This is a genomic window from Mesorhizobium sp. P3_A8, assembly GCF_056402995.1.
In genome coordinates this window covers 229,438-250,427 of record NZ_JBFUGI010000012.1, presented here as the reverse complement: position 1 = coordinate 250,427, position 20,990 = coordinate 229,438, and the positions used below count along the sequence as shown (strand labels likewise).

Genomic DNA, 20,990 nt, shown 5'->3' with positions numbered 1-20,990 from the left:
GAGAATGGCCGAAACAATACCAGAGGAAGTGGCGCGTCGCCGCACTTTCGCGATCATCGCGCACCCGGACGCCGGCAAGACCACGCTCACCGAAAAGCTGCTGCTGTTCGGCGGCGCCATCCAGCTTGCCGGCGAGGTCAAGGCCAAGAAGGACAAGATCCAGACCCGCTCCGACTGGATGAAGATCGAGCGCGAGCGCGGCATTTCGGTCGTCACCTCGGTGATGACCTTCGAGTACGAAGACAATGTCTTCAATCTGCTCGACACGCCCGGCCACGAGGACTTCGCCGACGATACCTACCGCACGCTGTCGGCGGTCGATAGCGCCGTCATGGTCATCGACGCCGCCAAGGGCATCGAGCCGCGCACGCTGAAACTGTTCGAGGTCTGCCGGCTGCGCGACATCCCGATCATCACTTTCGTCAACAAGATGGACCGCGAAAGCCGCGATCCCTTCGAGATCCTGGACGAGATCGAGCAGAAGCTGGCGCTGGATACAGCGCCCATCACCTGGCCGATCGGCCGCGGCAAGAATTTCTCCGGCACCTATCATCTGGCGCTGAACGCCGTACGCAGGGGCGACGACGAGAAGGAGCGCACGCCGGTCAACGGCCCCGATTCCAACCGCGTCGCCGGCCTGCTGCCGGAAAACGAGCGCGAGGCCTTCATCGAGGAGCTCGAGCTCGCGCGCGAAGCGTGCAGACCCCTAGACATAGAAGCCTTTCGCGAGGGCCATCTGACGCCGGTCTATTTCGGCTCGGCGCTGCGCAATTATGGCGTGCGCGACCTGATCGAGGCGCTCGGCGCCTTCGGCCCGCCGCCGCGCGCGCAGGAGGCCGACACTCGCAAGGTCGAGGCGACGGAGGACAAGATGACGTCCTTCGTCTTCAAGATCCAGGCCAATATGGACCCCAACCACAGAGACCGCATCGCGTTCGTGCGCGTCTGTTCGGGCAAGCTCGAGCGCGGCATGAAGGCCAAGCTGGTGCGCACAGGCAAGCCGATGAGCCTGTCGGCGCCGCAGTTCTTCTTCGCCCGCACCCGCGTCACTGCGGACGAAGCCTTTGCCGGCGACGTCGTCGGCATCCCCAACCACGGCACGCTGCGCATCGGCGACACGCTGACCGAGGGCGAGGAGATTCTTTTCAGAGGCGTGCCGAATTTCGCCCCGGAAATCCTGCGCCGCGTCCGCCTCGGCGACGCGATGAAGGCGAAGAAACTCAAGGAAGCGCTACACCAGATGGCCGAGGAGGGCGTCGTGCAGTTGTTCTCGCCCGAGGACGGCTCGCCGGCCATCGTCGGTGTCGTCGGCGCCCTGCAGCTCGACGTCTTGAAGGAGCGGCTGAATTTCGAATACACGCTGCCGGTCGAATTCGAGATGTCGCGCTTTTCCGTCTGCCGCTGGATTTCGGCCGACGACAAGGCGGAGACGCTTCGCTTCATCGAGGCGCATCGCGGCGACATTGCCAGGGATCTCGACAACGATCCGGTGTTTTTGGCCCAGCACGCTTTCTCGCTGAATTACGAGGCCGAACGCTGGAAAGCCATCCGCTTCGCCACCATCAAGGACTATCAGGTCCGCGACCAGGCGGCATAGGCGCCTCTTCCTTCTCCCCGTTCACGGGGAGAAGGTGCCCGAAGGGATGAGGGGCAGCGCCGGGGTTGAAGGCTTCTCTCAGCCTCTGGCCGCCTCTTCGATCTTGGCAATGTCGATCTTGCTCATCTGCATCATCGCTGACATCACCCGGCCGGCCTTGGCCCGGTCCGGATCACTGAGCAGGCGCGGCAGCTGTTCCGGCACGACCTGCCAGGAGACGCCGAACTTGTCCTTCAGCCAGCTGCATTGCGACGGTTCGCCGCCACCTTCGATCAGCTTGTCCCAGAAATAATCGACCTCTTCCTGCGTCTTGCAGTCGATCGACTGTGACATCGCCTCGTTGAACTTGAATTGCGGTCCGCCGTTGAGCGCCTGGAACTGCACGCCGTCGAGTTCGAACGTGGTCACCAGCGCTTTGCCTTCATCGGCGTGGCCTTCGGGCCAACGCATCACGCTCAGCACCTTCGAATTCTTGAAGATGGACACGTAGAAATTCATCGCCTCTTCGGCCTGGTTGTCGAACCACAGGCAGGTGGTGATCTTTTGCATGTCGTGCTCCTCCGTTTGCTCTTTGCTATCGCGGTGAAACGGCTGACTCCGAGAATGGTGCCATTTCCGTGCCGTCTACCCAAGGACGGCCGTGCGGCACGCAATCCGACAGGGGTGTGCAATTTATTCAAGGCTCTCGTTTTCGAGGAATCTGGCGCATTGCAAAATTGTGGCCAGACCATACTTGCGCGTCTATAACGCTTGCGGTCCGAATTCAGCTCCGCCGCGCCATTCCTTGGCTGCGGCCAGCCACCAAGGAAAAAACATGCCCGCCTATCGCTCCCGCACCACCACCCATGGCCGCAACATGGCCGGCGCCCGCGGCCTCTGGCGCGCCACCGGCATGAAGGACTCGGATTTCGGCAAGCCGATCATCGCGGTGGTCAACTCCTTCACCCAGTTCGTGCCGGGCCATGTCCATTTGAAGGATCTTGGCCAGCTGGTGGCGCGCGAGATTGAAAAGGCCGGCGGCGTCGCCAAGGAATTCAACACCATCGCCGTCGATGACGGCATCGCCATGGGCCATGACGGCATGCTCTATTCGCTGCCGTCGCGCGAACTGATTGCCGATTCCGTCGAATACATGGTCAATGCGCACTGCGCCGACGCCATGGTTTGCATCTCCAACTGCGACAAGATCACTCCCGGCATGCTGATGGCCTCGCTGCGCCTCAACATCCCAACCGTGTTCGTCTCCGGCGGGCCGATGGAGGCCGGTAAGGTGGTGCTGGCCGGCAAGACCCAGGCGCTTGACCTCGTCGACGCCATGGTGGCGGCCGCCGACGACAAGATTTCCGACGAGGACGTCAAGATCATCGAGCGCTCGGCCTGCCCGACCTGCGGCTCCTGCTCGGGCATGTTCACCGCCAATTCGATGAATTGCCTGACCGAGGCGCTCGGCCTGTCGCTGCCGGGCAACGGCTCGACGCTGGCCACGCACGCCGACCGCAAGCGGCTGTTCGTCGAGGCCGGCCATCTCATCGTCGATCTCGCCCAGCGCTATTACGAGCAGGATGACGAGACGGCACTGCCGCGCAGCATTGCATCGAAGGGCGCTTTCGAAAACGCCATGACGCTCGACATCGCCATGGGCGGCTCGACCAACACGGTGCTGCACATCCTGGCCGCCGCGCATGAGGGCGAGGTCGACTTCACCATGGAGGATATCGACCGGTTGTCGCGCCGTGTTCCGGTGCTCTGCAAGGTGGCGCCGGCCAAGTCCGACGTGCACATGGAAGACGTCCATCGTGCCGGCGGCATTATGGCCATCCTCGGCCAGCTCGATAATGCCGGGCTGCTCAACCGCGATCTGCCGACGGTGCACACCGCGAGCCTCGGCGAGGCGCTTGATCATTGGGATATTTCGCGCACTTCCAGCCAGAGTGTCCGCGATTTCTTCCTTGCCGCACCGGGCGGCGTGCCGACCCAGGTCGCCTTCAGCCAGGATCGCCGCTGGGACGATCTCGACCTTGACCGCGAGAAAGGTGTCATTCGCTCGGCGCAGACGCCATTCTCCAGAGATGGCGGCCTTGCCGTGCTGAAAGGCAATCTGGCGGTCGACGGCTGCATCGTGAAGACCGCCGGCGTCGACGAGTCGATCCTGAAATTCACCGGCCCGGCGCGGGTCTTCGAGAGCCAGGACGCCTCGGTCAAGGCAATCCTGTCGAACGAGATCAAGGCTGGCGATGTCGTCGTCATCCGCTATGAAGGCCCGCGCGGCGGCCCCGGCATGCAGGAAATGCTCTATCCGACCAGCTATCTGAAGTCGAAAGGCCTCGGCAAGGCCTGCGCACTCGTTACCGACGGTCGCTTCTCCGGCGGCACGTCGGGCCTGTCGATCGGCCATGCGTCGCCGGAAGCCGCCGAAGGCGGTGTGATCGGGCTGGTGCAGGAAGGTGACACGATCGAGATCGACATCCCCAACCGCACCATCCGTCTCGCCGTCAGCGACGAGGAGCTTGCCAGCCGCCGGGCCGTGATGGACGCCAAGGGTGCGTTGGCCTGGAAGCCCGAGGAAAAGCGCAAGCGCAAGGTGACAACGGCACTGCGCGCCTACGCCGCCTTCGCCACCAGCGCCGACAAGGGCGCGGTGAGGCACGTGCCGGAGTGAGGTCTGCGCCAGCCCCCTCATCCGACCGCTACGCGGCCACCTTCTCCCCGGCGGGGAGAAGAGGAGAGCGCTGGCGTTTACGACCTCTTCTCCCCTCGGGGAGAAGGTGGCCCGAAGGGCCGGATGAGGGGGCTTGGCTCCGACATCCGGAAAACACCCTTCACGGCATCAACTGATATTCATAAAGCTTCTGGTAAAGCCCGCCCTGCCTGAGCAGCGCCCGGTGCGCTCCGCTTTCCACCACCTTGCCGCCCTCCAGCACCACGATGGTGTCGGCCTGGTGCACGGTCGACAGGCGGTGGGCGATGACGATCGTCGTGCGGCCTTCGGTCAGCTGCTGCAGCGCCTCGCGGAACAGCGCTTCGGATTCGGCGTCGAGCGCACTGGTCGCTTCGTCGAGCAGCAGGATTTCGGCATCGCGCAGCATGGCGCGCGCGATCGAGATGCGCTGGCGCTGGCCGCCCGACAGCAGGCCGCCATTCTCGCCAACATCCGTCTCATAGCCCTTCGCTTGCGCCATGATAAAGTCATGCGCGTTGGCCGCCTTGGCGGCGGCGATCACCTCTTCATCGGTCGCGCCCTCGCGCCCGAGCCGGATGTTGTGCATGATGGTGCCGGCAAACAGGAACGTGTCCTGGCTGACATAGGCGATCTTTTCCCTGAGCGAGGCGAGCGTGGCATGGGAAATGTCCTGGCCGTCAAGCAGCACCTTGCCGCTCTTCGGGTCGTACATGCGCATGATCAGGTTCAGGATGGTCGACTTGCCGCCGCCTGAAGGCCCGACCAGCGCCGTCATCTTGCCGGGCGCAAGGGTCAGGTCGAACCCTTCGAGCACCGGCGGGCCATCCTGGTAGGCGAAGCTGACGGCATCGAACCGGATTTCGCCGGGCCCGGCCCGAAGCGGCTTTGCATCGTGCTTCTCGGCCAGCGTCAGCGGCGTGTCGGCGAGCTGGAACATCATGCGCACGCCGACAATGCCGCTTTCCAAGGAGATCCGGACGCGTGCGAGGCGCTTGGCCGGTTCATAGGCCAGCAGCAGCGCTGCGATGAAGGCCATGATGTTGCCCGGCATCTGGCCGCCCTGCAGGACCAGGAAGCCGCTGACCATCACGGCGCCGGCGATCGCCAGGCCGGCCAGCGTCTCCATCACCGGGCTGGTTACGGCCTCCAGCGCAGCGATGTTGTTGGCCCGATCCTCGACATCAGCCACTGCCTTGTACATGCGCTTGCGCATCAAGCCTTCGAGGTTGAAGGATTTGACCACACGCACGCCGATCGCGGTTTCCTGCATGACCTGAATGATCTGGCCGACCGAACGGAATTCCATCGCGGCGAATTTGCGCACGCGCTTCAGAATGCGGTTGACGCCATAGATGGCCAGCGGCCCGACGACGAAGCAGATCAGCGACAGCGCCGGCTGCTGCCAGACCATGACCCCAATCAGGGCAAGCAGGGTGACCAGGTCGCGCACATAGGAGGTGACGATCAGGTCGAGCACGTTGCGTGCCGCCTGCGCATTGTTGGTCATGCGGGTGATCAGGTCGGATGACGAGGTCGAATGGTAGAATTCGATGCCTTGCGCCAGGATGCGGTCGTAGATCTTGCGCTGCCGGTCGGCAATGATGGCATTGCCGACCCGGCTCATGAAATAGGCCTGGATGAAATTGGCGAGGCCCTTGAGAATGAAAATTCCGGCGACCGCCGCGGCAATCATGTTGACGCGGTCGATCCGTTTGTCGATCACGAATTCATTGGTGATTTCGCGCAGGATCCAGGCGCTGGCAGCCGTCGTGCCGGCCACCACCAGCATCGACAGGATGGCGGCACCGTATCCGAACTTATGCTGTCCGAACGATTCCCTGACCAGCCGCACGATAAGGCGCTGGTTCTCCGCCGAGCGTTCGTCGCGTTTCAGGAACGGCAAGTTCAAGTTCACAAGGGACTTCCATGGTTTGCGACTATGGCCTTGAGTCCGAAGCCGATCGCTGCGTGGACGAAAGGCGGCTTATAGAGCGAGTTAACGCCAGAGGGAACCTTTCGCGGCCGCCGAAAGAAACGGCTGCGGCAAGCTGCCTTTTGCGCCACCATGGCTGGGTGATTCTGCAGGGATGGCGACAGATGGATTTCGACCTTATCGTTCGTGGCGGCACGCTGCCGGATGGCAGGATTGCCGATATCGGCATCAGCGGCGAGACGATCGCGGCGATCGAGCCCAAACTGCAGGGGGCCGCGCGGAGCGAGGTCGATGCAAGCGGCAATCTGGTCTCGCCGCCCTTCGTCGATCCGCATTTCCACATGGATGCAACGCTGTCCTATGGCATTCCGCGCATCAACGCCTCGGGCACGCTGCTCGAAGGCATTGCGCTATGGGGGGAACTGAAGCCGCTTTTGACGCATGAGGCGGTGCGCGACCGCGCGCTCGCCTATTGCGATTGGGCGGTGTCGATGGGCCTGCTCGCCATCCGCACCCATGTCGATGTCTGCGATGACCGTTTGCTCGCGGTCGAGGCCTTGCTCGACGTCAAGAAAACGATCGCACCCTATATCGACCTGCAGCTCGTGGCTTTCCCGCAGGACGGCTTCTACCGCTCACCGAAGGCGCGTGAGAACACCATTCGCGCGCTGGACATGGGCGTCGACATCGTCGGCGGCATTCCGCATTTCGAGCGCACCATGGCCGACGGCACGCGATCGGTGACCGAACTTTGCCAGATCGCGGCAAACCGCGGCCTGATGGTCGACCTGCATTGCGACGAGACCGACGACCCGCTGTCGCGCCACATCGAGCAGCTGGCCTATGAGACGCAGCGCCTGGGCCTGCAAGGCAGGGCGGCCGGCTCACACCTCACGTCGATGCATTCGATGGACAATTACTACGTCTCGAAGCTGCTGCCGCTGATCGCCGAGGCCGGCGTCTCCGCCATCCCCAATCCGCTGATCAACATCATGCTGCAGGGCCGCCACGATACGTTTCCGAAGCGGCGTGGTATGACCCGTGTCAAGGAAATGCAGGCGCTCGGCATCCGTGTCGGCTGGGGCCAGGATTGCGTGCTCGATCCCTGGTATTCGCTGGGCACCGCCGACATGCTCGACGTCGCCTTCATGGGCCTGCACGTCGCCCAGATGTCGAGCCCGGCCGACATGGCGCGCTGCTTCGACATGGTCACCAACGTCAATGCCGCCATCATGGGGCTGGACCACCTCGGCCTGGCCGTCGGCAAGCGCGCCAGCCTTGTCATCCTCGACGCCGGCAATCCGATCGAGGCCCTGCGCCTGCGCGCCGAGCGCATCTGCGTCATCGCCAGGGGCAAGGTGGTGGCTGAGCGGACGAGGCAGGATACCAGGCTTTCCCTGCTTGGCAGGCCGGCGCTGGTGAACCGTAGGCACATAACCACCTAGATACAGCCGATTCCCGGCGCTGGCCTTGCCGATTTCGGGATTTCTCCTCGTCAAAGCGGGCGCTTCCGTTTAGGACGCGGCTGACGCGAGGGAGGAATCGGGATCGGCATGACGCAACCCGTGGCGCAGAATTCCACAATCAGGAACGTGCTTCTGGCCGGCATCTTGCTGATGCTGGCCGGCGACTTCCTGTTTGCGTTGAACGATGCCATGGGCAAGTGGCTGGTCGCCAGTTTCTCGGTCGGCCAGGTCGTGCTGATCCGCTCGATTGGCGCGTTTATCGTGCTTGGCCCGATGATCGCTAACCAGGGCGCCGGCAAACTGTTCCAGATGGAGCGGCCTGGGCTGCAGATCCTGCGCGTGTTGGCGACGACGCTGGACACCGCTTTGTTCTACGCCGCCGTCGTCTATCTGCCGCTCGCCGATGTGATGAGCTTCTACATGGCCGGGCCGATCTATGTCGCGGCGCTGTCGCATTTCCTGCTTGGCGAAAAGGTCGGCTGGCGCCGCTGGGTGGCGATCCTGCTCGGCTTCTGCGGCGTGGTGATCATGCTGAAGCCATCTTCCGCGGCATTCTCGCTGTCGTCGAGCTTTGCGCTCGTTGGCAGCCTCGCCTTTGCCTTCGCCATCATCCTCAACCGGCGGCTGCGCGGCACCAGCGACACCAATCTGGTGACATGGCAGACGATCGGCACGCTGCTGGTCGGCGGCGTGCTGACCATCGGCGCCTGGCAGACGCCTTCGGCACTCGATTTTGGCGCCATGTTGCTGCTCGGCATCGTCTCCTGCAGCGCCCATCTGATGATCACGCGGGCACTCAAGCTGGCGCCGGCCTCGACGCTGGCGCCGCTGCACTACACGCTGCTCCTGTGGGCGGTAGTGTTCGGGCTGGTGTTCTTCGGCGACGTTCCAGGCCCGCGCATCCTGATCGGCTCCGGCATCATCGTTCTCGCCGGCCTGTTCATCTTCCACCGCCAGAAGGTCGTCGACACCACGGTGCCACCCGAAAACGTGCCGAAGGGCGTCAATTGAGGCAGCTCAGGAAAGTATGAAATCGCTTTCCGTCCGCTACTGCATCCAGACAAAGCATACGGCGCGTCACACGAAGCGACGCGTTTAGTCGCTGAAGGCTATCACCCGGAATTCGCCTGGGTTTCCGGTCAAAAGGTCCGGTATTTACATCGATATTTTTTGCGGTGTACGTTGCTTTTGAGGAGCAATACGAGATTGATTCTTGGCCGGGAGAGGCAAGATCAATATCTCTGCAAAGACTGCGATAGAGGGGGGGATAATGGGCAGTTTCTCTATATGGCATTGGCTGATCGTTCTAGTCCTGATCGGCTTGCCATTGGTGTTTGTTCTAAGAGCAGCGCCAGCTGGCGGCAATCGCTTCGGAGAAATGCCGCCTCCGATGAATTTTACTGAAGCTATTTCGAGTTTCTTTCGAAATTATGTGAATTTTTCCGGCAGGGCCAGTCGCTCGGAGTTCTGGTATTCCTACCTCTTCCTTTTCATTGTCGGCGTCATTCTCGTCATAGTTGATGCCGTTGTGAAGAATGAAATTATCTCATCGATATGGAACCTGGCCGCCCTTCTGCCGACACTGGCCATGACCACCCGCCGGCTGCACGACATCAACCGAAGCGGTTGGCATCAGCTCCTGATGGGATTGTTTCCCATCGGTACCATCGCGCTGATCATTTGGTATTGCAAAAAGTCTGACGACACAGTGACGTTGAGTGAAATAGAGCGGGTTTTCAGGTAGACGCGACACAGGCATTCGGGCGCTTGATAGAATCGCGGGAGCGCCAAAGCCGCTGTCACTTGGAATTGCTCTACCCCAAACGCACAGCCGCCAGGTGCAGGGAAAATTCCGGGGCCTCCATCAATGCCTTGCAGCGGGCGAAGCGGCCGTCGGCATAGGCGCGGAAATCGTCGACCGGGTTGTTGTTGGCGAGCTGGATCAATCCCCATAGCGTCCACAACAGATCGCACATCGCCTTGTAGATGACGACCCGGCCGCGCTCCGCAGGCCTCGCCTCGCCGCCGAAATAGGCACGCATCAGCTCCTCGTCCTGGTCCGCGTCGAACTTGCCTTCGACGCTAAGGTCGCCGAGATCCCAGAGCGGGTCGTTCATCCCCGAATATTCCCAGTCGACGATCCACATCCGCTCGCCCGTATCGAGGAAGTTCTCGCATAGCGGGTCGCAATGGCAAGCGACAAGCGGCAGCGAATGGGCTGCCAGCGCCGAGCGCACGCTGTCGGCCTCGCGCACCACGTCGTGATAGCCGGCTGGCAGGGCGACGTCCTTGGTTGACAGCACTTTGAGATAGTCGTCGATCATCGCGAACAGCTCGAAGCGGAAGGGGAACACCGCACCGGAATTGTGCAGCTTGCGGAAGGCTTCGCCGGCGCGGGCGGGGCTGCCCGGCCTTTCCCTGAATTTCTCCGGCGACATCGTCTGCGCGCCAGCGATGAAGCGCGTCACCATCACGCCGGTGCCGGCCTCGGCATGCAGCACTTCCGGGCTGACCCCGGCCTTCGCTGCTTCGCGCGCGGCCACCGTTTCGTTGGCGCGGTTGATGTATTCCTCGGTGCCTTTGCCTGGAATGCGCAGGCAGAGATCGCCGGCCTTGAAGACGAGGTTGGTGAGGCCGCCAAGCCGGTCCAGTGGCCCGGTATAGCCGGCCAGCATGGGAATAGCGCCAAGCGCCGCTCGCACCTCGTCCATCGTCATGCCCCGTGTTTGCCTTCACGCCTTATTTATGGTCGGGACGGTTCCACAGTTTTCACCGTTTGGCTATGATCTGATCGAAGGCAACTCGATCAGGCGGCAAACCAACGATGACGGACGGTAAACAGCTGGGCGCGCTCAGCGCAGCCTATGCCGCGAAGCGGCCGGAGGAAGTGGCCGCCCTCTATGATCGCTGGTCGCAGACCTATGACGCCGATATGTCAGCCGCCGGTTACCGTCATCCGACGATCTGCCTCGCTCTGATCGCCCGCCATTTGCCGCGGGGCGCCGCACCGTTGCTCGATGCCGGCGCCGGCACAGGGCTCATCGGCGAATGGCTTGATATTACCGGCTATCCGCAAGTCGAGGCGCTGGACATCTCGCAAGGCATGCTGGATCAGGCCGCCCGCAAGGGCGTGTATACCGCGCTGCATTGCCTGGCGCTCGGTGGCCAGCTGCCCTTTGCCGACGATGCCTATGCCGGAATCGTTTCGGCCGGCGTCTTCACCTCAGGCCATGTCGGCGTTGAAGGGCTGGACGAATTGATCCGCGTCTGCCGCCCGGGCGGCGTGATCGTGCTGACGGTCAAGAACACGCTGTGGGATCAGGGCTTTGCCGCGCGCATCGCTGAACTCGAAGCGCAAGGCATCGTCACCCGCGCCGAGGAAACGCGCCCTTACGTCTCCATGCCGGGGGAGGCAGACACCGTGCCCAGCCGCGGTCTCGCCCTGCGGGTGAATTAGGCCTTCACTCTCTCCGCTGAAGGATCGTACATCGGCTCGAGATGGATTTTGGCCGGCGTCCGTTCCATCGCAACGACCAGCTCATAGTCGCCCCTGGTGAGAAAATCGTCGCTCACCCCGTCACCGTTGCGCACATAGCCATAGCCGATGTTCCTGCCCAGCGTGTAGCCATAGCCGCCGCTGGTGAGATAACCGACCGGTTCGCCATTGCGCAGGATGGTCTCGCGGCCAAGCAGCACGATTTCGGAATTGTCGACCGTGAAGCCGGCAAAACGCTTCTTCAACGGCGCGCCGCCAACCTTCTCGAGCGCCCGCCGTCCGACGAAATCGGTGTTCTTGCGCAACTTGACCGCCCAGCCGAGCCCGGCCTCCTGCGGCGTGTCGTTGGGCGTGATGTCGGAACCCCAGGCGCGATAGCCTTTTTCCAGCCGTAGCGATTCCAGCGCGCGGTAGCCGACCGGGCGGATGCCGTGCGTCTCGCCCGCCGTCATCAGCGCGTCGAAGACTTCGCCTGTCGCCGCGATCGGCACATGCAGTTCCCAGCCGAGCTCGCCGACATAGGTGACGCGCAGCGCTCGAACCGTGTGGCTGGCGATGGTGATCTCGCGAACATGGCCGAACGGGAAGCCGGCATTCGACACATCGGCCTCGCTCACCGCTGAAAGCACGTCGCGAGCACGCGGCCCCATCAGCGACAGCGTACCGAAATCCTCGGTGACGTCGGTCAGCCCGGCATCGAGGCCCTCGCCGATATGGTCGCTGATCCACGAGGCATCATGGGTGCGGAAACCGGTGCCGGTGACGATGTAGAATTTGTCCTCGGCCAGCCGCGCCACGGTCAGGTCGGCCTCGATGCCGCCGCGCGTGTTGAGAAGCTGCGTGTAGGTCAGCCGGCCGACCGGCTTGCTGACATCGTTGGCGCAGATCCAGTCCAGTGCCTTGGCGGCGTCGGGGCCGCTCAACTCGTATTTGGCGAAGGACGACTGGTCGAAGATGCCGACATGCTCGCGCACATGCCGGTGTTCGTCGCCGACCGCCGCGAACCAGTTCTGCCGGCCCATCGAATAGATGTCCTGCGGCTCGACGCCTTCGGGCGCGAACCAGTTAGGCCGCTCCCAGCCGAGCTTGGATCCAAACACGGCGCGCTGCTGTTTCAGCCTGTCGTAAAGCGGCGAGACGATGCGCGGCCTGCCTGACGCATACTCCTCGTGCGGGAAGCCGATCGTGTAATGCTTGCCATAGGCTTCCAGCGTGCGTTCGCGCACCCATTGTCGGTCGCGGTGCAGGTTGGAAAAGCGCCTGATGTCGACCACCCACAGGTCGAGCGGCGCCTCGCCATCGACCACCCACTGCGCCAATACCCAGCCGGCGCCGCCGCCCGAGGCGATGCCGAAGGCATTGAAGCCGGCGCCGACGAACATGTTGGCGCATTCGGGCGCTGTGCCGAGAATGAAATTGCCGTCCGGCGTGAAGCTTTCCGGCCCGTTGATCATCTGCTTGACGCCGACGGTTTCCAGCGCCGGCACGCGCGCGATCGCCTGGCTCATATGCTGCTCAAAGTGGTCGTAGTCGTCGTCGAACAGACGGAATTCCCAATCGTTGGGCACGTCGCCCCCGGGAAGACCGGTCGTCCATGCCTGTGGGTTCGGCTCGTAGCCGCCCATCACCAACCCGCCGACCTCCTCCTTGAAATAGGTGCGCCGGTCGGGATCGCGCAGCGTCGGCGCATCGGTCGCCAGCCCCGGAATCTTCTCGGTGATGATGTACTGGTGCTTGACCGGCTGCAGCGGCACGTTGATGCCGGCCATGGCGCCGACCTGCCGCGCCCATTGTCCGGCGCAGTTCACCACCTTGTCGCAGGCGATATCGCCCTGGTTGGTCTTCACCGCCGTGATGCGGCCATTCCTCATCTCGAAGCCGGTGACGCGGACATCCTCGAACAGCCTGGCGCCATGCATGCGCGCGCCCTTGGCCAGCGACTGGGTGATGTCGGAGGGGCTCGCCTGGCCGTCGGTCGGCAGCCAGGAGGCGCCGACGAGATCGCCGGTCTCCATCAGCGGCCACATCGCCTTGACCTCGGCCGGGGACAAAAGATGCATGTCCATGCCGAAGCTTTTCGCCGTCGTCGCCAGTCTTTTGTACTCGGTCCAGCGGTCGGCATTGGTGGCTAGCCGCAGGCAGCCGGTCATCTTCCAGCCGGTGGCAAGGCCGGTTTCGGCCTCCAGCCCCTTGTAGAGGTCGACCGAGTATTTGAGCACGCGGGTGATCGAGGCAGACGAGCGCAATTGCCCGACCAGGCCGGCGGCATGCCAGGTCGAGCCCGAGGTCAGCTTGCCCTGTTCGAGCAGCACGACGTCGGCCTTGTGGTCGCGCGCCAGATGATAGGCTGTCGAACAGCCGATGATGCCGCCGCCGATGACGACGACCGCGGCCTGGCTGGGCAAGGTCATGATTTCAGGATCCCGTATTTTGTCCGGTAGTTTTCCAGCGCCGCGTCGAGCCGAACCAGGTTTTCCTCGGTGTAGGCGACGTAGTCTATGCCGGGCGCGTCGAGATAGAGTTCCGACACCATGCTCCACATCGCCTCGCGCAACAGCGAGGCGCATTGCATGGCGGCGTGCGAGCGGCGGATTGCCTCGTCCGGCTCCTTCATGAAATAGGCGGTCAGGAAGGCGAAGGATTCCGCGTCGCTCATGCCGGCGTTGGAGGCGACGCCGGCAAGGTCGAACATGGCCGTGTTGAAGCCGGCATATTCGAAATCGATCAGCCACAGCCTGCTGCCGTCGTCGAGGATATTGGCCGGCAAAAGATCGTTGTGGCCAAAGACGATCGGCAGCAGTTTTTGCGCCCGCTCCAGTTCGTCGGCCAGCGTCAGCAGACGCGGCAAGTCGCTGCGCTTGCGGCTGCCGCCCTCTTCAAGCGTGCGTGCATAGTCGCGGATGACGTGGAACACCCAGAACATGAAGCCGGCGCCGGAAATATGGTTGGGCATCTCCCGATGGAAGCCGCGCATCAGCGCCGCGACGCGGCCAAGATTGGCGCGCACATCCGCGGCCAGATAGGTCCTGGCGCCAAGGAACGCCGTCACCATGATGCCCTGCTCGGAATAATGCACAGCCGGCGCGAAACCGGCGGCATGGGCCGCCCGCGCGGTCATCACCTCACGCTCACGGAAGACATGGTGGAAAGGATAATCCTGGCCGAAGCGCACGACATGCCGTCCGGCAGCGTCACTGACCACATAATTGGCGTTGCTCAGGCCGCCGGGCAGGGGGGCGATCTCGATGGCCCCGGTCCAGCAGGGCAGGGCGCGGATGCGATCTTCGACAATCACGGATTCATCCCTGGTTTGCTGAGCTTCGACTAAAGCGCGTTGCGTTGAAACAGATCCATGCGACGCGCTTTAGGTTCTTGTTTTTATGCATGTCGTTCTCCCAAAACCGAGGTCACTTTTGGGCGACATGCATTAAGCGCCTTGGACAGCGCAACGACGGCGGGGAGAAACGCAAATAATCTCGTCGGTGCGGGACGCCAGGATTGGTATCCCGCACCGCACCGACGAGCCCCTTGGCCAGGTTTTTGATCCCGGCATCCGCCCCCGCGGATCTCTGAATTCCTTGCGCCAGACGCATTCAAGGCGGCCTGGTCAGTGAGTTGCGGCTCTGCCATCGCCCTCCCGTTTTGCAGCTCCGAACCCCTGTTGATGCCTGGATTTCACGCCAGGGTTGCCCGGTTGTCAACAAAAACATGTGACTTTTTTTGGGTGTTTTGCCCGAAAGCAGCCTCCAATCCCTTTAAAAGCACTTGAATTACCTTAAAACCGGTCAAAACTCGAAGTCCGGGAAAACCAAATGGTCCATTCCAAACGCCACGGCGAAATCCTGCGGCTGCTGCAGGAAGAGGGAACCGTCACCATCGCCAGTCTGGCTGATCGGCTGGGTGTTTCGCTGGAAACCGTGCGCCGCGACGTCAAGCCGCTCACCAGCGATGGCTCGGTTCTGAAGATGCATGGCGCCATCGGCCTGCCGTCGATGATCGGCGAAGCGCCGTTCGAACGGCGCATGCGCGAGAATGCCGATGCCAAGCGCGTCATTGCCCGCATGGTCGCAGCCACCATCCGCGACGGCGAATCGGTCATGCTCGACACCGGCACCACGACCTCGTTCCTGGCGCGGGAACTGCTCGGCCACCGGCGCCTGACGGTCGTCACCAACTCGTCTGATATCGCCCGCACGCTGGCCACCATCAACGGCAACAAGGTCTATATGGCCGGCGGCGAACTGCGCAGCGATTCCGGTGCTGCGTTCGGCACCTCGGCCATCGAGTTCGTCAGCCGCTTCTCGGTCAGCCATGCCATCATTTCCACCGGCGCCGTCGATGCGGTGACCGGTGTCATGGACTATGATCTGGAAGAGTCGGAATTCGCCCGCATGGTGCTGTCGCGCGGCCAGCGTTCGCTTGTCATCACCGACCACACCAAATTCGGTCGCCAGGGCCTGGTCCAGGTCTGCGGCTTCGACGGATTTTCCGAACTCGCGACCGACCGCTCGCCGCCGCATGACATCGCCGCCGCCCTGGCGCAGGCCGGTGCGCGGCTCAGCATCGCCGGCGGCGAAGCCGGGTTCTGAGCCAAGGTGTGTTGAGAGTCAGGTTAGGCCGAGTCGGCACCGGAAGCACGGAAAGCCGCCATTTGCGGGCCGGCATCGCATGAGTATCAACATATTCAGCTGAGTTCTTGGGCAAGTCCGATGAGAAGCCCTTCAGGGCCACGGATGTAGCAGAGCCGATACACGTCTTTATACTGGGCGACTTCGCCTACGAGCTGCGCGCCGCGCGTGCGGAGCCTTTCAAGCGTCTCGTCGATGTCGTCCACGGTGAACATGACGCGCAGGTAGCCGAGCGCGTTGACCGGGGCGTTTCGGTGATCCGCGACGACAGGCGGCGTGAGGAAGCGGGAGAGCTCGAGCCGGCTGTGGCCGTCCGGTGTGCGCATCATGGCAATCTCGACATGCTGATCGCCCAGTCCGGTGACACGTCCGGCCCATTCCCCTTCGATCATGGCCTGTCCTTCGAGCTCGAGGCCGAGTTCGCGAAAGAAATCAATCGTCCCTCCGAGGTCTTCGACGACGATTCCTACGTTGTCCATCCGCTTGAGCGCCATGTTTCCAATCTCCAAGGTGTCGTTCCAATCTACAAGGCGTCGACTGGTCCAACAACGGCGGTGCTATGCGGGCAAGGCGCGAAAACTCATCCTGAAGCAGGCGCCGCTCGGCTGGCCGTCGAAAATCTCGATGCGCCCGCCATGCAGTTGCATGATTTCCTGCACCAGGTTGAGGCCGAGCCCGGCGCCATGATCCTGGGGACGCAGCCGATAGAAAGGCTCGAAGATGCGTTCGCGCTCGCCTAGTGGCACGCCGTCGCCTTCGTCCCGCACCTCGATGACGGCGGGCGCGATGACGCCGACGGTGATCTTGCCCGCGCGGCCGCCATGCTCGATGGCGTTCTGGACGATGTTGGTCACGGCGCGTTCGATGGCGGTGCGATCGCCGCTGGCGAAAACCGTTTCCCGTTCCGGCTCGAACGACATCTCGTACCCGGCCGAGAAGGCCATCGGCGCGAGGTCGACGATGACGCCGCGCGCGATGGCCACGAGGTCGACTTTCTCGAAGGATGCGGCTTGCCGGTCGAGGCGCTGCAGGTCGAGCAACTGGTCGGTCAGCGTTGAAAGCCGTGCTGCATCCTGCAGCAGCCGTGCCCGCTCGGGTGTTGCCGGCAGCGAAGCCAGGCGTGTGTTGAGGATGGCGACCGGTGTCCTCAGTTCATGGGCGGCATCGGTCAGGAAACGCTTGTGGCGTTCATAGCCTTTGTCGAGCCGCGCAAGGGCGGCGTTCACCGCTTTCACCAGCGGCGTCACCTCCATCGGCACGTCCTTCAGCGGCAGCTGCACGCCGCGCTGGTCGATGTCGATGCGTTCGGCCTCGGCGGCCGCATGGCCAAGGCCCGACAGCGCGCCGCGCACCACCCAGGGCGTCGCGAACAGCGTGGCCAGCGCCATCAGTCCGGCGAGCGGCAATATGCCCTGCAGGAAGAACTGCGGCGCCTGTCCGAGCAGACGCAGCAGTGAAAGCCCGCCCTTGGTGCCGGTGAAGATCTGGACGTTGCCGGCAGCGGTGTCGGTCCAGCGGATCTTCCCCTCCGGCGGCGCGCTTTGGCCGATTGTATGGTCGATACGCGCATCGCTGATGGTGTCCAGCAGCCCGACGAAAGGCTGGAAGATGGCTGGCACCGTGCCCTCCTGCAGCCGCTGCCCCTGCTTGTCGCGGATGATGAACCAGAGGTCGTGGACATCGGATCGCAGCTTCGTCAGATCCGAGGTCTCGCGCAGGACAAGCTTGCCGCCCGCATCGCGCGCCACCGCGTCCGCCAGCACGTCCATCGTACCGTCCTCATAGTCGTGTGGAATGAGGCCGGTGGCCAGCATGGCGCCGAGAATGCCGACGATGATCAGCGTCAGCATCGCGCATTGCAGCAAGGCAATGCGCAGCACCAGGCTCCATTTGAGCGAACGCGGGCGTTTGATACTCATCGCTCGGCGCTCACGTCGTTTCGCGCAGGAGATAGCCGACGCCGCGAATGCCGTTGATCGTCACCCCGGCATCGGCGTCGGCTAGCTTGCGGCGCAGACGCGAGACATGGGTGTCGAGCGCGTTGGACTGGATTTCGTCGTCGAGGCCGAACACCGCTTCCATCAACGCCTCGCGCTGCACCATGCGGCCGGTGCGTCGCATCAGCGCCTCCAGCACCAGGAGTTCGCGCCGCGGCAGGCTGAGCGGCTCGCCGCGGATTGCAGCCTCGCGATGTCCGACATCGAGTACAAGAAGCCCGGCGCGGATGAATTGCGACTGCATCGGCGCCGGCCGCCTGAGCAGCGCGCGCAAGCGGGCCAGCAATTCCTCGAAGGCGAACGGCTTTGCCAGATAGTCGTCCGCGCCCATGTCCAGCCCGTCGACCTTGTCAGACGTTTCGCCCTTCGCCGTCAGCACCAGAACGGGCGTCGTGTTCTTCGCCGCGCGCAATCTCGGCACCAGCGGCAGCCCGTCGCCGTCAGGCAATTGGCGGTCGAGCAGGATGACGTCGTAGCTGTCGACGGCAATGAAGCCCTCCGCCTCCAGCAATGTGCCGGCGTGATCGACCACCATGTCGTGACGTTTCAGCGCTGCACGCAGCGCCGAGACCATTTCGGGCTCGTCCTCGACCAGCAAGATACGCATCCACCATCCCCAGGTATTCACATCGCTTCGGGCGCTACCGCGCCAACATTGCGTAGACATGGCAAAGCCGAATGGACCGAGGCCGGCAAGTTCTTTCTTTGCGCCGGCGATGTTGCGCAATGTCTATGCAATCCAGTCCCGGCAAACAGCGCCGGTCGGCAGGAACCGCCCATGCCGGCGTCAAGGCGTCGGGCCCGGATATGCAGCAACAGGTTCGGGTCCGGCGCCGAAACGAAATCAAACGCGACACCAAACTGGTTGGCGTGCTGTCGTCGGGAATTGAGGTTGGTTATGTCTGCAAATGATGCTCTGTCTTTTCTCATGGCGTGGACACCGTGGCACCGTTCAGGGTCGGCTCCGTCACGCCATCCAGTTCCAGCCTGGCGGCCTTGATGACGCGCGACATCGGTCCCGAGACTGGCCCCGTGCTGGAGCTCGGTCCCGGAACCGGTCCGTTCACACGGGCGCTGCTGTCACGCGGGGTGAGGGAAGAGGATCTGACGTTGATCGAATCCGATCCGGATTTTGCGGCACTGCTTATGCGGCGCTTTCCCGCCGCCCGTATTTTCGAAATGGATGCCGTCGGTCTGCGCCATCTGTCGCTATTCCAGAATCCGGTGGTTGGTGCTGCTGTCAGCGGGTTGCCCTTCCGCCTGATTTCGCCGCGCAAGACGCTTGCCATCCTCGAAGGCGTCTTCGCCAACCTGCGCCCCGGCGGGGCGCTCTATCAGTTCACGCTCGGCCGGCGCTGCCCGTTCGACCAGTCGCTGCTCGACCGGCTCGATCTCGAGGTGACGCGGGTCGGCCATACCTTTCGCAATTTCCCGCCGGCAACGGTCTATCGCGTCGCCAGGATCAAGACGCTGGGAATCTATGATTGGCGCTTCGCATGACAGGTCCCATGACAGGTCCATTGTCGGCCATTCTCGACTTAGGCCTGGTCGGCGTCTTCTGCCTCGCCTTCACCGAAAAAATCCTGCCGATCCCGCCCTCGCATGTGCTGCTGCTGTTCCTCGGCATGACGGCGGCGCCGGATGTGTCCACACTGGCGATCCTGCTGGCGGTGACGACGCTTGCCTCCTTTTCCGGCTGCCTTGTCTGGTATGGGGTCGGCCGCCGGATCGGATTTGACCGTGCCGACAGGCTGATCGAACGTGCCGGCAGATATGTCTTCCTGCGCCCTGCGACCTACCGCAAGCTTGGCCAGGCCTACCGGCGCAATCATGTCCGAGTGTCCTTGCTGGCGCAGTTCATCCCGACCGTGCGCAATTACCTGCCGATCGCGGCCGGTGCGCTTTGCCTGCCCGCTCTGCCCTTCGCGGCCGCGACGCTGCTCGGCGCCACGCTGTGGAACTTCGGCTTTCTCGTAACCGGCTATCTCCTGCACGGCAGTGGCCAGGATACCTTCACGGTGGGCTTCCGCATCATTGTCGTCGTCGTGGCGCTGGAGACGGCCTTCATGCTGGCGCTGCGCTATGGCCCCGCATGCCGGCGGCGCATCAGGCTGATGCTCGGCTGAGCGTCAGCTCGCCAGTCATGGGATAAGCTCCGCCATCGGCTTTCCTTCGCTCGGCCGCCGGTGTTTAGTCCGGCCATGGCCTTCACCATCCGCCAGTTGCAGTTCTTCATCGCCGTCGCCGAGCAAGGCACGGTGTCGGGCGCCGCACAGAACCTCTCCATTTCGCAATCGTCGGTCACCGAAGCGATCAAGGAACTCGAAAGCGATCTCGGCGTCGAATTGTTCGAGCGCCATCCGCGTGGCCTCAACATCACCCACAAGGGCCACCAGTTCCTGCGCCACGCGACCAAGATCCTCGCCGACGTGTCGGACGCGCGCCGCTCCTTCTCCGGCGAGCAGGCGGTGGCGGGCGGTCGGCTGCAGCTCGGCGTCACCTCTTTGGTCGCCGGCTATGTGCTGTCGGATCTGCTTTCCCGCTACCGCCGCGCCTATCCGGGCGTCGAGGTCTCGGCCATCGAGGACAATGGCGACTACCTCGAACATCTGCTGATCGGTGGCAAGCTCGACATCGCCGTTATGGTCACCTCGAACCTGCGTGACCGCACCGCGCTGCAGTCGGAAATCCTCGAGGTCTCGGCCTACCGTCTGTGGCTGCCGCTCGGCCATCCGCTCGCCAGCGCCGACATTATCAGCATTGGCGATATCGCCGGCGAGCCGCTGATCATGCTGACTGTCGACGAGATCGAGGAGAACACCGGCAAGCTGCTGACGGCGATCGGCGCCAAGCCGCATGTCGCCTTCCGCACCCGCTCGGTCGAAGCGGTGCGCAGCCTGGTCGCCACCGGCGCCGGCGTGGCGCTTTTGCCCGACCTCGTCTACCGGCCATGGTCGCTGGAAGGCGACCGCATCGAATCGCGCGATGTTTCCGGCTCCTTGCCGGTGGTGCAGGTCGGCATGGTCTGGCGGCGCGGCTCCGGCCTGCCGCAGGCGGCGCGCGATTTCATCGGCCTTGCCCAGTCGCAGCGGACGGTCCGCCAGCGCCCCTGATTGAAGAGTGCCAACCTATCGGAAAAACCGATATCGCCTTTCTGATAAATGAATTTGCGAAACCGGAATTTTCCAAGCAC

Annotated in this window: 19 protein-coding genes; 11 read left to right on the top strand and 8 right to left on the bottom strand. The window is 63.2% G+C overall.

The window, feature by feature from the left end:
• The first annotated feature begins 4 nt into the window (after positions 1-4).
• A complete protein-coding gene (locus tag AC1DX4_RS26710) occupies positions 5-1,597 on the top strand; it encodes a peptide chain release factor 3 (protein ID WP_477223156.1) in 1,593 nt (530 codons plus the stop codon).
• Between the two features lie 78 nt (positions 1,598-1,675).
• On the opposite strand, the gene AC1DX4_RS26705 is transcribed toward AC1DX4_RS26710, so the two are convergent.
• Positions 1,676-2,146 (bottom strand): VOC family protein, encoded by a 471-nt coding sequence (locus AC1DX4_RS26705; protein WP_477223155.1) that lies wholly within the window; start codon positions 2,144-2,146, stop codon positions 1,676-1,678.
• Between the two features lie 265 nt (positions 2,147-2,411).
• Here AC1DX4_RS26705 and ilvD point away from each other — a divergent pair, with 265 nt between their 5' ends.
• Positions 2,412-4,256, top strand: a complete 1,845-nt coding sequence (ilvD, locus tag AC1DX4_RS26700) for a dihydroxy-acid dehydratase (protein ID WP_477223154.1) — start codon at positions 2,412-2,414, stop codon at positions 4,254-4,256.
• Positions 4,257-4,416: 160 nt separating this feature from the next.
• Here ilvD and AC1DX4_RS26695 read toward each other — a convergent pair whose 3' ends face one another.
• Positions 4,417-6,171, bottom strand: a complete 1,755-nt coding sequence (locus AC1DX4_RS26695; protein WP_477223176.1) for an ABC transporter ATP-binding protein — start codon at positions 6,169-6,171, stop codon at positions 4,417-4,419.
• 203 nt (positions 6,172-6,374) lie between these two features.
• On the opposite strand from AC1DX4_RS26695, the gene AC1DX4_RS26690 reads away from it, so the two are divergent.
• The 3 genes from AC1DX4_RS26690 (at position 6,375) to AC1DX4_RS26680 (ending at position 9,420) form a co-directional block, all read left to right on the top strand.
• Positions 6,375-7,655, top strand: coding sequence for an amidohydrolase family protein (locus AC1DX4_RS26690; RefSeq protein ID WP_477223153.1), 1,281 nt, complete (start codon positions 6,375-6,377; stop codon positions 7,653-7,655).
• A 108-nt stretch (positions 7,656-7,763) separates the two neighbouring features.
• Complete coding sequence (locus tag AC1DX4_RS26685) at positions 7,764-8,687, top strand: DMT family transporter (RefSeq protein WP_477223152.1); 924 nt, start codon at positions 7,764-7,766, stop codon at positions 8,685-8,687.
• Between the two features lie 259 nt (positions 8,688-8,946).
• On the top strand, positions 8,947-9,420 hold the full coding sequence (locus tag AC1DX4_RS26680; RefSeq protein ID WP_477223151.1) for a DUF805 domain-containing protein: 474 nt from the start codon (positions 8,947-8,949) through the stop codon (positions 9,418-9,420).
• A 70-nt stretch (positions 9,421-9,490) separates the two neighbouring features.
• Here the strand turns inward: AC1DX4_RS26680 and AC1DX4_RS26675 are convergent, their stop codons facing one another.
• Complete coding sequence (locus tag AC1DX4_RS26675; protein ID WP_477223150.1) at positions 9,491-10,393, bottom strand: phosphotransferase; 903 nt, start codon at positions 10,391-10,393, stop codon at positions 9,491-9,493.
• Between the two features lie 107 nt (positions 10,394-10,500).
• Between AC1DX4_RS26675 and AC1DX4_RS26670 the strand changes: the two genes are divergently transcribed.
• Positions 10,501-11,133, top strand: coding sequence for a class I SAM-dependent DNA methyltransferase (locus tag AC1DX4_RS26670; RefSeq protein ID WP_477223149.1), 633 nt, complete (start codon positions 10,501-10,503; stop codon positions 11,131-11,133).
• On the opposite strand, the gene AC1DX4_RS26665 is transcribed toward AC1DX4_RS26670, so the two are convergent.
• On the bottom strand, positions 11,130-13,583 hold the full coding sequence (locus AC1DX4_RS26665) for a GcvT family protein (RefSeq protein WP_477223148.1): 2,454 nt from the start codon (positions 13,581-13,583) through the stop codon (positions 11,130-11,132). The genes AC1DX4_RS26670 and AC1DX4_RS26665 overlap by 4 nt on opposite strands.
• Positions 13,580-14,467, bottom strand: a complete 888-nt coding sequence (locus tag AC1DX4_RS26660; RefSeq protein ID WP_477223147.1) for a phosphotransferase — start codon at positions 14,465-14,467, stop codon at positions 13,580-13,582. Before AC1DX4_RS26660 ends, AC1DX4_RS26665 begins: the two co-directional genes overlap by 4 nt.
• Positions 14,468-14,984: 517 nt before the next feature.
• Between AC1DX4_RS26660 and AC1DX4_RS26655 the strand changes: the two genes are divergently transcribed.
• Entirely contained in the window at positions 14,985-15,761 is a 777-nt protein-coding gene (locus AC1DX4_RS26655) for a DeoR/GlpR family DNA-binding transcription regulator (RefSeq protein WP_477223146.1), read from the top strand.
• Positions 15,762-15,856: 95 nt separating this feature from the next.
• Here AC1DX4_RS26655 and AC1DX4_RS26650 read toward each other — a convergent pair whose 3' ends face one another.
• From AC1DX4_RS26650 to AC1DX4_RS26640, 3 genes are all read right to left on the bottom strand, one after another.
• A complete protein-coding gene (locus AC1DX4_RS26650) occupies positions 15,857-16,294 on the bottom strand; it encodes a VOC family protein (protein ID WP_477223145.1) in 438 nt (145 codons plus the stop codon).
• Positions 16,295-16,357: 63 nt separating this feature from the next.
• Positions 16,358-17,719, bottom strand: a complete 1,362-nt coding sequence (locus AC1DX4_RS26645) for a sensor histidine kinase (RefSeq protein WP_477223144.1) — start codon at positions 17,717-17,719, stop codon at positions 16,358-16,360.
• A 10-nt stretch (positions 17,720-17,729) separates the two neighbouring features.
• Positions 17,730-18,404, bottom strand: a complete 675-nt coding sequence (locus tag AC1DX4_RS26640) for a response regulator transcription factor (RefSeq protein ID WP_477223143.1) — start codon at positions 18,402-18,404, stop codon at positions 17,730-17,732.
• A gap of 119 nt (positions 18,405-18,523) precedes the next feature.
• Between AC1DX4_RS26640 and AC1DX4_RS26635 the strand changes: the two genes are divergently transcribed.
• The 4 genes from AC1DX4_RS26635 (at position 18,524) to AC1DX4_RS26620 (ending at position 20,910) form a co-directional block, all read left to right on the top strand.
• Complete coding sequence (locus AC1DX4_RS26635) at positions 18,524-18,709, top strand: hypothetical protein (protein ID WP_477223142.1); 186 nt, start codon at positions 18,524-18,526, stop codon at positions 18,707-18,709.
• A 30-nt stretch (positions 18,710-18,739) separates the two neighbouring features.
• Positions 18,740-19,297 carry a class I SAM-dependent methyltransferase gene (locus AC1DX4_RS26630; RefSeq protein ID WP_477223141.1) on the top strand — a complete coding sequence of 186 codons (558 nt, stop codon included), beginning with the start codon at positions 18,740-18,742 and terminating at the stop codon, positions 19,295-19,297.
• An 8-nt stretch (positions 19,298-19,305) separates the two neighbouring features.
• Positions 19,306-19,923 (top strand): DedA family protein, encoded by a 618-nt coding sequence (locus AC1DX4_RS26625; protein ID WP_477223140.1) that lies wholly within the window; start codon positions 19,306-19,308, stop codon positions 19,921-19,923.
• 75 nt (positions 19,924-19,998) lie between these two features.
• Positions 19,999-20,910, top strand: coding sequence for a LysR family transcriptional regulator (locus tag AC1DX4_RS26620; RefSeq protein WP_477223139.1), 912 nt, complete (start codon positions 19,999-20,001; stop codon positions 20,908-20,910).
• Positions 20,911-20,990 lie beyond the last annotated feature (80 nt).